Here is a 12,557-nt window from a genome sequence, read left to right as displayed (position 1 = left end):
ATCAAACAGGAAGATGACATTTAGAAAAAATATGTAAACGAAGAAATAGTTTCTAACCTGAAATACATATTCTGCTTGAGATATTTCACATGAAAGTTTTAAGTCGAGCACAAAATTCATCGATTTTTATTCATCGCCACAGTAGCCACATTAAAAAAGAGGAATTGTTCCACCCCGTAAAAATAACGCTGGATCCAGTCACCATGCCTGTTGCGACTCTTTAAAACAATTATTGCAATAGATGTATAGATTTGTGACATAGTGCAAAATCAGACACACAAAAAGTCCGCTTAGCTTGCAATAAATCCCGATCTGGCCGACCTTATATCTATTAATTACGAAGCGCAAAAAAAATCGTTTTCCCCCATATTCACACAGTGAAGTGACTAACTTATGTTGATTCCGTCTAAATTAAGTCGTCCGGTTCGACTCGACCATACGGTGGTTCGTGAGCGCCTGCTGGCTAAACTTTCCGGCGCGAACAATTTCAGGCTTGCCCTGATAACAAGTCCTGCTGGTTATGGAAAAACAACGCTTGTTTCACAATGGGCGGCGGGGAAGAACGAATTAGGCTGGTACTCTCTGGATGAAGGCGATAACCAGCAAGAGCGCTTCGCCAGCTATTTGATTGCGGCAATCCAACAGGCGACCGGTGGGCACTGCACCACCAGCGAAGCCATGGTGCAAAAACGCCAGTATGCCAGCCTGACCTCACTGTTTGCCCAGCTGTTCATTGAACTGGCGGAGTGGCATCGTCCACTCTATCTGGTCGTGGATGATTATCATCTGATCTCCAATCCAGCCATCCACGAAGCAATGCGTTTTTTCCTGCGCCATCAGCCGGAAAATCTGACGTTAGTCGTGCTGTCGCGTAACCTACCGCAACTGGGCATTGCCAACCTGCGCGTACGCGATCAACTGCTGGAAATCGGCAGCCAGCAGCTGGCCTTTAACCACCAGGAAGCCAAACAATTTTTTGACCGCCGCCTGTCCTCCCCGATTGAGGCTGCGGAAAGTAGCCGCATGTGCGATGACGTTGCAGGCTGGGCCACGGCGTTACAGCTGATCGCCTTATCTGCCCGTCAGAACAACCATTCTGCCCACCAGTCGGCACGACGTCTGGCCGGTATCAACGCCAGCCATTTATCCGATTATCTGGTCGATGAAGTCCTGGACAGCGTCGATATCGGAACCCGCCATTTCCTGCTAAAAAGCGCCATCCTGCGCTCGATGAACGATGCGCTGATTGTTCGGGTCACGGGCGAAGAAAACGGCCAAATGCGGCTGGAGGAAATTGAGCGGCAGGGATTATTCCTGCAGCGGATGGATGATGTCGGCGAATGGTTTAGCTATCACCCGCTATTTGGCAGCTTTTTACGCCAGCGTTGTCAGTGGGAGTTAGCTACCGAACTTCCTGAAATACACCGCGCCGCCGCTGAAAGCTGGATGGCGCAAGGTTTTCCGACGGAAGCCATCCACCACGCGCTGGCGGCAGGTGACGCCCATATGCTGCGCGATATTCTGCTTAACCATGCGTGGGGACTGTTTAACCACAGCGAATTGGCATTACTTGAAGAATCATTGAAAGCTCTGCCGTGGGAAAGCCTGCTGGAAAATCCACGCCTGGTGCTGCTGCAGGCCTGGCTGATGCAAAGCCAACACCGCTACAGCGAAGTTAACACCCTGCTGGCTCGCGCAGAGCAGGAAATGAAAGGCGATATGGAACAGACGCTACATGCCGAATTTAACGCTTTGCGTGCGCAGGTAGCGATTAACGACGGCAACCCGGACGAGGCAGAACGTCTGGCAAAACTGGCACTGGATGAATTACCGATTGCCTGGTTTTATAGTCGTATCGTTGCCACGTCAGTGCACGGTGAAGTCCTGCACTGTAAAGGCGACCTCACGCGTTCTCTGGCGTTGATGCAGCAAACAGAGCAAATGGCGCGTCATCATGACGTCTGGCATTACGCGCTGTGGAGTCTGATCCAACAAAGCGAAATTTTATTTGCCCAGGGCTTTTTACAGGCCGCCTGGGAGACACAGGAAAAAGCGTTCCAGCTGATTAAAGAGCAGCATCTGGAACAGCTGCCGATGCACGAATTTCTGGTGCGTATACGGGCGCAACTCCTGTGGGCATGGGCGCGTCTGGATGAATCAGAGGCCTCTGCCCGCAGCGGCATTGAACTGCTTGCAACCTTCCAGCCGCAGCAACAGCTTCAGTGCCTGGCGCTGCTGGTTCAGTGTTCGCTGGCGCGGGGCGATTTGGACAACGCTCGCAGCCTGCTTAACCGTCTGGAAAACCTGCTGGGCAACGGCCACTATCACAGCGACTGGATCTCCAACGCCGATAAAGTGCGCGTCATTTACTGGCAAATGGTCGGTGACAAAAACTCCGCCGCCAACTGGCTGCGCCACACGCCGAAACCAGAATTCGCTAACAACCACTTCCTGCAAAGCCAGTGGCGTAACATCGCCCGCGCGCAGATCCTGCTGGGTGAGTTTGAACCGGCAGAAATTGTGCTGGAAGAACTAAACGAAAATGCGCGTAACCTGCGCCTGATGAGCGATCTTAACCGTAACCTGCTGCTGCTTAACCAGTTGTACTGGCAAGCGGGGCGTAAAAATGATGCACAGCGGGTGTTGCTCGATGCCCTGCAACTGGCGAACCGCACCGGGTTCATCAGCCACTTTGTGATCGAAGGCGAGGCCATGGCGCAGCAGCTACGCCAGCTGATTCAGCTCAACACATTACCGGAACTTGAGCAGCATCGTGCGCAGCGTATTTTGCGCGAGATTAACCAGCATCACCGCCACAAATTCGCCCACTTTGATGAAGGGTTCGTTGAACGCCTGCTCACCCACCCGGACGTCCCGGAGCTGATCCGTACCAGCCCGCTGACCCAACGTGAATGGCAGGTTCTCGGTCTGATTTATTCTGGCTACAGCAACGAGCAGATTGCCGGTGAGCTGGCTGTTGCTGCGACGACCATTAAGACGCATATCCGCAACTTGTACCAAAAGCTTGGCGTGGCGCACCGCCAGGATGCGGTGCAACATGCGCAGAAGCTGCTGAAAATGATGGGGTATGGCGTTTAGTTAACGCCTGATGCGCTACGCGTATCAGGCCTGGAATTCGCTTAGCACAGCTCTAACTGGATATGATGGTCAGCAATGACCTGCATCACGCCAGCAGGCGGCAGCGTGTCGGTATATACCGCATCGACCATGCTGATACTGCCCATGTTCACCATCGCATTACGACCAAACTTCGAATGATCCACCACCAGCATCACATGACGTGAATTCTCAATAATGGCGCGTTTGGTGCGAACTTCGTGATAATCAAACTCCAGCAGCGAACCATCGCTGTCGATACCGCTTATCCCTAAGATGCCAAAGTCCAGACGAAACTGTGAAATAAAGTCGAGGGTCGCTTCGCCCATAATCCCACCATCGCGGCTTCGCAGTTCGCCACCGGCCAGAATAATGCGGAAGTCCTCTTTTGCCATCAGCGTATTCGCCACATTGAGATTGTTGGTCACAATGCGCAGGTTGCTGTGATTAAGCAGCGCATGAGCGACCGCTTCCGGCGTGGTGCCAATGTCGATAAACAGCGTGGAGCCGTTCGGGATCTGCGTGGCAACTTTACGGGCAATACGCTCTTTTTCCGCCGTCTGTGTCGCCTTACGGTCATGCCACGGGGTATTCACAGAACTGGACGGCAACGCTGCGCCGCCATGATGGCGCAGAATCATGTTCTGATCGGCCAGATCGTTGAGATCCCGGCGAATCGTTTGTGGGCTGACGGAGAAATGCTCCACCAGCTCTTCGGTGCTGACATATCCCTGTTTTTTTACCAGCTCGATGATCGCGTCATGTCGTTGTGTTTGCTTCATTATTGTTCCCTGAAATTACGTTCGTTTTCGCACATGAATAGTATCGGCAAACGCCATTGCCAGACCCACGGCCAACCCGGCGATATGAGCGCCATTCGCCATCGACATGCCGAATAGATCAAACCAGCCGGCAACAATCCAGATCAAAGCAAAGATAATCAAACCACGCTGCAGGAAAATACCGCTTTGCGGATCACGCTCGCCGCGCAACCACACATAGCCCATCAGCGCATATACCACGCCAGACAACCCACCAAACCACGGGCCGCTAAATTTCTGCTGAACATAGCCGCTCAACAGGGCGCTGATCACGGTAATAACAATCAGTTTTCCACTACCCAGACGCTTTTCAACCGCACCGCCGAGATACCACCACCACAACAGGTTGAACAGAATGTGCATCAGAGAGAAGTGCATAAACGCGTGGGTGAAATAACGCCAGAATTCAAATTTCAGCGTAGGATCAAACGGCCATGCCAGCCAGAGCATAACCGCCTGGTCACCCATCACATTCATCGCGATAAACACCAGCACACACGCGGCCATCACCGCCCAGGTCACCGGCCCCGCACGTTCGCGTAACGTGGCAAGAAACGGATAGCGTTGATAGCGCAAACCACTGTCGGTCTGGCCCGACTGCCAGCTTGCCGCCAGATAACGCGGATCGCCCGGATTCTCCAGAAAACGCGCCAGTTCAGCCCGCACGCGCTCGGCCTGGGACTCATCCGCCAGCCAGACATCCGTTTGCTGATGTTGTTGAATCGTCAGAATAACGCCCTGTGTCGCCATGTAATCAACAAACGCCTGCGCCACGCGGGGGTTAGCAAAAGAGGTAATCATCAACATTGTTGCTGTCGCTTCATCCACACAAAAGAGGACAGTATATAGACCCAGCCTGTTTCAGGCTGCATCTTTGTTAGCTTACGAACCAAACGTCACTTCTGCCGGAAAATGTCGATGCCAGGCATCAAAGCCGCCGTCGACGCTGTAAACCGCATCATAACCTTGCTGAAGCAGATACTGCGCCGCACCTTTACTGCTGTTGCCGTGATAGCACATCACCATCACGGCGGTATCGAAATCGTGGTCACGCATAAACGTCCCCAGCGTATCGTTCGTCAGATGAAACGCCTGGGGCGCGTGACCCATCGCATAACTTTGCGGATCGCGAATATCCACCAGCACCGCCATTCCGTGCAGTAGTTTCTGATGGGCTTCTTCGACATTGATACATTCAAACTGATCCATGGTGTTCTCTTTTTAAGTTCTACTTATGTTCTGGCAGGTAACCAATATTACCCTCCAGTGTACGTTGCCTGAGCAGGTAAACGCCATAATGTTATATGTATCACTGTAAATTGTTTATCCGATGTTACCAATGGCGCGATTCTTTGCTATTATGCTCGATAACGAACATTAATGAGCTATAACGAAAGTGCGAGAGGCCAGCATGGAAACCAAAGATCTGATTGTGATAGGTGGAGGCATCAACGGTGCCGGTATCGCGGCAGATGCCGCTGGACGCGGTTTATCCGTGCTGATGCTGGAAGCACAGGATTTAGCCTGCGCGACCTCCTCCGCCAGTTCCAAACTCATCCACGGTGGCCTGCGCTACCTGGAACACTACGAATTCCGCCTGGTTAGCGAAGCGCTGGCCGAACGTGAAGTGCTGTTGAAAATGGCACCGCATATCGCCTTCCCAATGCGCTTTCGCCTGCCCCACCGCCCGCACCTGCGTCCGGCATGGATGATCCGTATTGGTCTGTTTATGTACGATCATCTGGGCAAACGCACCAGTTTGCCGGGCTCGACCGGTTTGCGTTTTGGCGCGGATTCCGTAATGAAACCCGAGATTGTGCGCGGTTTCGAATATTCTGACTGCTGGGTAGACGATGCACGTCTGGTTTTGGCAAACGCCCAAATGGTGGTGCGTAAAGGTGGGGAAGTATTAACCCGTACCCGCGCAACCTCCGCTCGCCGTGAAAACGGTCTGTGGGTTGTTGAAGCTGAAGATATCGATACCGGTAAAAAACACACCTGGCAGGCGCGCGGTCTGGTAAACGCCACCGGCCCGTGGGTAAAAGAGTTCTTCGACGACGGCATGCACCTGCCATCACCATACGGTATCCGCCTGATTAAAGGCAGCCACATTGTGGTGCCGCGCGTGCATACCCAGAAGCAGGCGTACATCCTGCAAAACGAAGATAAACGTATTGTGTTTGTTATCCCATGGATGGATGAGTTCTCGATTATCGGGACGACCGACGTGGAGTACAAAGGCGATCCAAAAGCAGTGAAAATTGATGAAAGCGAAATCAATTACCTGCTGAAAGTCTACAACGCTCACTTTAAGAAACAGCTGGGCCGTGACGATATCGTCTGGACCTATTCAGGTGTGCGTCCGCTGTGCGATGACGAATCAGACTCACCACAGGCTATCACCCGTGATTACACGTTGGATATCCATGATGAAAACGGCAAAGCTCCGCTGTTGTCCGTCTTCGGCGGCAAGTTGACGACCTACCGTAAACTGGCCGAACACGCGATGGAAAAACTGTCGTCTTACTATCAGGGCATTGGGCCAGCATGGACCAAAGAGTGCATCCTGCCAGGCGGCGATATTGGTGGCGATCGTGAGGATTACGCGGCAAAACTGCGCCGTCGCTATCCGTTCCTGACCGAGTCGCTGGCGCGCCATTATTCTCGCACCTATGGCAGCAACACGGAATGGATCATCGGCGAAGCGACTTCGGTTGCCGAGTTGGGCGAAGACTTTGGCCATGAATTCTATGAAGCCGAGCTGAAATACCTGGTCGAGCACGAGTGGGTTCGCCGTGCAGAAGATGCACTGTGGCGTCGTACGAAAGAAGGGATGTGGCTAAATGCCGAACAGCAGTCCCGCATGACACAGTGGCTGGCAGAATACGTTGAGAAACACCAGCTATCTCTGGCCTCCTGATAAAAATGCCGGATGGCGGCTAACGCCTTATCCGGCCTACAAGAGTAGATAAATGTAGGCCGGGCAAGCGAAGCGCCCCCGGGCATTTTGCCGGATGGCGGCTAGCGCCTTATCCGGCCTACAAGAGTAGATAAATGTAGGCCGGGCAAGCGAAGCGCCCCCAGGCATTTTGCCGGATGGCGGCTAGCGCCTTATCCGGCCTACAAGAGTAGATAAACGTAGGCCGGGCAAGCGAAGCGCCCCCAGGCATTTTGCCGGATGGCGGCTAACGCCTTATCCGGCCTACAAAAGTAGATAAACGTAGGCCGGGCAAGCGAAGCGCCCCGGGCATTTTGCCGGATGGCGGCTAACGCCTTATCCGGCCTACAAGAGTAGATAAACGTAGGCCGGGCAAGCGAAGCGCCCCCAGGCATTTTGCCGGATGGCGGCTAGCGCCTTATCTGGCCTACAAGAGTAGATAAATGTAGGCCGGGCAAGCGAAGCGCCCCCGGCATCGTGTGTTACAACCGCACCGAATCAATATGCCAGATGTTCTCGGCGTACTCTTTGATCGTCCTGTCCGATGAGAAGTAGCCCATATTGGCGATATTTATCATCGACTTCGTGGTCCACTCTTCCGGGTGGCGATACAGTTCGTCAACTTTGTCCTGGCAATCAACGTAGCTGCGATAGTCCGCCAGCACCTGATAGTGGTCACCAAAGTTAATCAGTGAGTCCACCAGGTCACGGTAGCGTCCCGGCTCCTCGGGGCTGAATACGCCACTGCCAATTTGCGTCAGCACCTGGTGCAGCTCTTCATCTTTCTCGTAATACTCACGCGGCTTGTAGCCCTGGCTGCGTAAAGCCTCGACCTCTTCCGCCGTATTCCCGAAGATAAAGATATTTTCTGCGCCCACATGCTCCAGCATCTCAACGTTAGCGCCGTCCAGCGTCCCGATGGTCAGCGCACCGTTGAGAGCAAATTTCATATTACTGGTCCCGGAGGCTTCGGTTCCGGCCAGTGAGATCTGCTCAGACAGGTCGGCGGCAGGAATAATCACCTGTGCCAGGCTGACGCTGTAGTTAGGAATAAACACCACCTTCAGCTTATCGCCAATCTGCGGATCGTTATTGATCACTTTCGCGACATCGTTAATCAGGTGAATGATGTGCTTCGCCATGTAATAAGCCGAAGCCGCCTTACCGGCAAAAATATTCACACGCGGCACCCACTCGGCATCAGGATCGGCCTTAATGCGGTTGTAGCGGGTAATCACATGCAGCACGTTCATCAACTGACGCTTGTACTCGTGAATACGCTTGATCTGCACATCAAACAGCGATTTCGGATTCACCACCACATTCAGCTGCTGTGCGATGAGCGTCGCCAGGCGCTTTTTGTTCTCCAGCTTCGCATGACGCACCGCCTGGTTCACCAGCGGGAAATCGCAGTGTTGTTCCAGTTCGCTGAGCTGACTGAGATCGGTGCGCCAGGTACGGCCAATGTTCTCATCCAGCACATTGGAAAGCGGCGGGTTCGCCAGCGCCAGCCAACGACGCGGTGTCACACCATTGGTAACGTTGCAAAAACGGGTTGGGAAGATATTTGCAAAATCAGCAAACAGCGACTGTACCATCAGGTTAGAGTGCAACTCCGACACACCGTTAACTTTGTGGCTCACCACGACTGCCAGCCACGCCATACGCACGCGACGGCCGTTCGACTCATCAATGATCGAAGTACGCCCCAACAGACCCGTATCGTTCGGATACTGCTCCTGCAGCGTTTTCAGGAAGTAATCGTTAATCTCAAAGATAATTTGCAGGTGGCGCGGCAGAATTTTACCCAGCATATCCACCGGCCAGGTTTCCAGCGCCTCGCTCATCAGCGTATGGTTGGTATACGAGAAGACCTGACAGCACACCTCAAAGGCATCGTCCCAGCTAAACTTGTGCTCATCAATCAGCAGACGCATCAGCTCAGGAATCGACAGCACCGGATGGGTGTCATTGAGGTGAATAGCAATTTTATCTGCCAGATTATCGTAGGTTTTGTGCAGTTGATAATGACGATTCAGAATGTCCTGCACCGTGGCGGAGACCAGGAAATACTCCTGACGCAAGCGCAGCTCGCGTCCCGAATAGGTGGAGTCATCCGGATACAGCACGCGGGAAACGTTCTCGGAATGGTTTTTATCTTCCACCGCCGCAAAGTAGTCGCCCTGATTGAATTTACCGAGGTTGATTTCGCTACTGGCCTGCGCATTCCACAGACGCAACGTGTTGGTGGCGTCTGTGTCGTAACCAGGGATAATCTGGTCATACGCCACCGCGAGGATCTCTTCGGTCTCAATCCAGCGCGTTTTCTTGCCTTCCTGCTGAATACGCCCACCAAAACGCACTTTGTAACGCGTATTGTGGCGTTTAAATTCCCACGGGTTACCGTATTCCAGCCAGTAGTCCGGCGACTCTTTCTGTCGGCCATCGACAATGTTCTGTTTGAACATCCCGTAGTCATAGCGAATACCGTAACCGCGTCCCGGCAGGCCCAGCGTTGCCAGAGAGTCAAGGAAGCAGGCCGCCAGACGACCAAGGCCGCCGTTACCAAGACCAGGGTCATTCTCTTCGTCAATCAGATCTTCAAGATCCAGCCCCATGCCTTCCAGCGCATTTTTGACATCATCATAAATACCCAATGATAACAGTGCATTGGAAAGCGTGCGGCCAATCAGGAACTCCATAGACAGGTAATAGACCTGGCGAGTTTCCTGGGATAATTGCGCACGATTAGAACGCAGCCAGCGCTCCACGAGACGATCGCGCACCGCGAACAATGTGGCGTTCAGCCACTCATGTTTATTGGCAATGACCGGGTCTTTACCAATCGTGAACATCAGCTTGTAGGCAATAGAATGCTTAAGTGCCTCTACGCTGAGTGTGGGCGATGCATAAGTAAATGGAGCATTCATATAGGTGATTCCTGGATATCTATTTCAAGCGATAGTAAAGCTCACGGTAAGACTTCGCCGCGACTTGCCAGCTAAAATCCATGGTCATGGCCTGACGTTGTACGAACCGCCAAAGTGAAGGCCGGGACCACAATACGAAAGCACGCCGGATCGCCCGTAGCAGCGACCAGGCATTACTATCTTCAAATACAAACCCACTGGCGATACCGTCCGCCAGGTTCTCCAGCGAACTATCAGACACCGTATCAGCCAGCCCACCGGTACGCCGCACCAGCGGCAACGTGCCGTACTTCAGTCCATACAATTGCGTTAAGCCGCACGGCTCAAAACGGCTGGGCACCAATATCACATCGGCCCCGCCCATGATGCGATGCGAGAAGGCCTCGTGATAACCAATCTGCACGCCAACCTGGCCTGGATGTTCCGCGGCCGCCGCTAAGAACCCTTCCTGCAATACCGGATCGCCCGCGCCGAGCAACGCCAGTTGTCCGCCCTGCTCTAACAACCCAGGCAGCGCTTCCAGCACCAGATCCAGCCCTTTTTGACTGGTCAGACGGCTCACAACAGCAAACAGCGGCACTTTATCGTTAACCTTAAGTCCCATCGCAATCTGTAGCTGCCGTTTGTTCTCGGCCTTCTCTTCCAGCGAGTCACGGGTATACCGCGATGCCAATAACAGATCGGTTTCCGGGCTCCAGATTTTTTCATCAACACCGTTCAGTACGCCGGAAAGACGCCCCTCACGATGACGCTGTTGCAACAACCCTTCCATGCCATAGGCAAACTGCGGCTCGGTAATTTCCCGTGCGTAGGTCGGACTCACCGCCGTAATATGGTCGGCGTAGTACAAACCGGCCTTCAGGAATGAAATCTGCCCGTTAAACTCCAGTCCGTGCACATTAAAGAACGACCATGGCAATTGGATGTCATCCATATGCTTTGCATAAAACATGCCTTGATACGCCAGGTTGTGTACGGTGAACACCGATTTCGCCGGATGGCCGCGCGCCGCCAGATACGCCGGCGCCAGGCCAGCGTGCCAGTCATGCGCATGCACCACATCCGGGCGCCAGAATGGATCAAGCCCACAGGCCATTTCACAGCCTACCCAGCCGAGCAGCGCAAAACGTTGTACGTTATCGGAGTAAGCAAACAGGTTCGTATCGTGATACGGGCTGCCGGGACGGTCATAGAGATGCGGCGCATCAATCAGATAAATGCCGACGCCGTTGTAATGGCCAAACAACAGCGTTATCCGTCCGGCGAAGGTATCCCGACGCGTCACGACCTGTGCATCAGGAATGCCGCGACGAATATCAGGAAACGCCGGAAGCAACACGCGGGCATCCACGCCGTCCGCAATTTGTGCCGCAGGTAACGCCCCAATAACATCCGCCAGTCCCCCGGTTTTTAACAGGGGGAACATCTCTGAACAAACGTGTAAAACCTGCATTATCGCTCCTGTTTGATTTGCAGTTTGCGTAGCATTTCACGCGTGACCAGCACAATGCCTTCCTCTGAGCGGTAGAAGCGACGAGCATCTTCTTCCGCATTTTCGCCAATCACCATGCCCTCAGGAATGACGCAGGCGCGATCGATAATGCAACGACGTAAGCGGCACGAACGTCCAACCCAGACTTCAGGTAACAACACTGCCGAATCAATGTTACAGAAAGAATTCACCCGCACTCGCGGGAACAGTACGGACTGCACCACCACCGAACCGGAAATAATACAGCCACCGGAAACCAGCGAGTTCAGCGTCATTCCGTGGCTACCGGAACGGTCCTGCACGAATTTCGCTGGCGGCAGTGATTCCATATGTGTACGGATTGGCCAGTTCTGGTCATACATGTCCAGTTCAGGCGTTACCGAGGCCAGATCGAGGTTCGCCTTCCAGTAGGCTTCCAGCGTTCCCACATCACGCCAGTATGGCTCGGATTCCGGATCAGACTGCACGCAGGACAACGGGAATGGGTGTGCATAAGCCATGCCAGCTTCGGTGATTTTCGGGATCAGGTCTTTACCAAAATCGTGGCTGGAGGTTTCATTCAGGTCATCTTCTGCCAGCAATTCATACAGATAATCGGCGTCAAAAACGTAGATCCCCATACTGGCGAGAGATTTAGTGGGGTCACCTGGCATAGCAGGCGGATTCGCTGGTTTTTCAACGAATTCGATAATTTTTTCGTTTTCGTCAACAGCCATTACTCCAAACGCACTGGCTTCTTCGATAGGCACTGGCATACAGGCAACGGTGCAACGTGCACCTTTCTCAACGTGGTCGATCAGCATGCGTGAGTAGTCTTGCTTATAGATATGATCGCCTGCGAGGATCACCACATATTCCGCTTTGTAGCGTCGAATGATGTCCAGGTTTTGGGTCACCGCATCCGCCGTGCCGCGATACCAATTTTCGCCCTGCATCCTTTGCTGGGCGGGCAGCAGATCGACAAACTCATTCATCTCTTCGCTAAAGAATGACCAGCCACGCTGAATATGCTGCACCAGGGTATGTGACTGGTACTGCGTGATCACGCCAATACGACGGATCCCGGAGTTAATGCAGTTGGATAAGGCAAAATCAATAATGCGGAATTTACCGCCAAAGTGCACGGCAGGCTTAGCACGTTTGTTGGTTAAATCTTTCAGGCGGGTACCGCGGCCACCGGCCAGGATCAGGGCAACAGATTTTAATGGCAGCTGGCGCGCCAACATTACACGATCGTTCTTCTCTAAACTCACCATGAC

The 12,557-nt window shown here is 53.3% G+C and carries 8 protein-coding genes; 2 read left to right on the top strand and 6 right to left on the bottom strand.

The features are described from left to right. Positions 1 to 393 precede the first annotated feature (393 nt). On the top strand, positions 394 to 3,099 hold the full coding sequence (gene malT / locus NNN64_RS10795; RefSeq protein WP_202037548.1) for an HTH-type transcriptional regulator MalT: 2,706 nt from the start codon (positions 394 to 396) through the stop codon (positions 3,097 to 3,099). A 41-nt stretch (positions 3,100 to 3,140) separates the two neighbouring features. On the opposite strand, the gene NNN64_RS10790 is transcribed toward malT, so the two are convergent. From NNN64_RS10790 to glpE, 3 genes are all read right to left on the bottom strand, one after another. Then, positions 3,141 to 3,899, bottom strand: a complete 759-nt coding sequence (locus tag NNN64_RS10790) for a DeoR/GlpR family transcriptional regulator (RefSeq protein ID WP_003023499.1) — start codon at positions 3,897 to 3,899, stop codon at positions 3,141 to 3,143. Positions 3,900 to 3,914: 15 nt separating this feature from the next. Then, on the bottom strand, positions 3,915 to 4,745 hold the full coding sequence (glpG, locus tag NNN64_RS10785) for a rhomboid family intramembrane serine protease GlpG (protein WP_271441382.1): 831 nt from the start codon (positions 4,743 to 4,745) through the stop codon (positions 3,915 to 3,917). A gap of 75 nt (positions 4,746 to 4,820) precedes the next feature. Continuing rightward, positions 4,821 to 5,147: a thiosulfate sulfurtransferase GlpE gene (gene glpE / locus NNN64_RS10780; RefSeq protein WP_005121614.1), complete on the bottom strand. Its 327-nt coding sequence runs from the start codon at positions 5,145 to 5,147 to the stop codon at positions 4,821 to 4,823. A gap of 202 nt (positions 5,148 to 5,349) precedes the next feature. On the opposite strand from glpE, the gene glpD reads away from it, so the two are divergent. Then, on the top strand, positions 5,350 to 6,858 hold the full coding sequence (gene glpD / locus NNN64_RS10775) for a glycerol-3-phosphate dehydrogenase (RefSeq protein ID WP_271441381.1): 1,509 nt from the start codon (positions 5,350 to 5,352) through the stop codon (positions 6,856 to 6,858). Between the two features lie 500 nt (positions 6,859 to 7,358). Here glpD and glgP read toward each other — a convergent pair whose 3' ends face one another. From glgP to glgC, 3 genes are read right to left on the bottom strand one after another with little or no spacing between them, the layout of a single operon-like run. Continuing rightward, on the bottom strand, positions 7,359 to 9,806 hold the full coding sequence (gene glgP / locus NNN64_RS10770; RefSeq protein WP_271441380.1) for a glycogen phosphorylase: 2,448 nt from the start codon (positions 9,804 to 9,806) through the stop codon (positions 7,359 to 7,361). A 19-nt stretch (positions 9,807 to 9,825) separates the two neighbouring features. Continuing rightward, a complete protein-coding gene (glgA, locus tag NNN64_RS10765) occupies positions 9,826 to 11,259 on the bottom strand; it encodes a glycogen synthase GlgA (RefSeq protein WP_271441379.1) in 1,434 nt (477 codons plus the stop codon). Further along, positions 11,259 to 12,554 carry a glucose-1-phosphate adenylyltransferase gene (glgC, locus tag NNN64_RS10760; RefSeq protein WP_271441378.1) on the bottom strand — a complete coding sequence of 432 codons (1,296 nt, stop codon included), beginning with the start codon at positions 12,552 to 12,554 and terminating at the stop codon, positions 11,259 to 11,261. The genes glgA and glgC overlap by 1 nt, the downstream gene beginning before the upstream one ends. Positions 12,555 to 12,557: the final 3 nt, after the last annotated feature.

The organism is Citrobacter sp. Igbk 14 (assembly GCF_028069825.1).
In the GTDB taxonomy this organism is placed as follows: domain Bacteria; phylum Pseudomonadota; class Gammaproteobacteria; order Enterobacterales; family Enterobacteriaceae; genus Citrobacter.
This window is presented reverse-complemented; position numbering and strand designations above follow the sequence as displayed.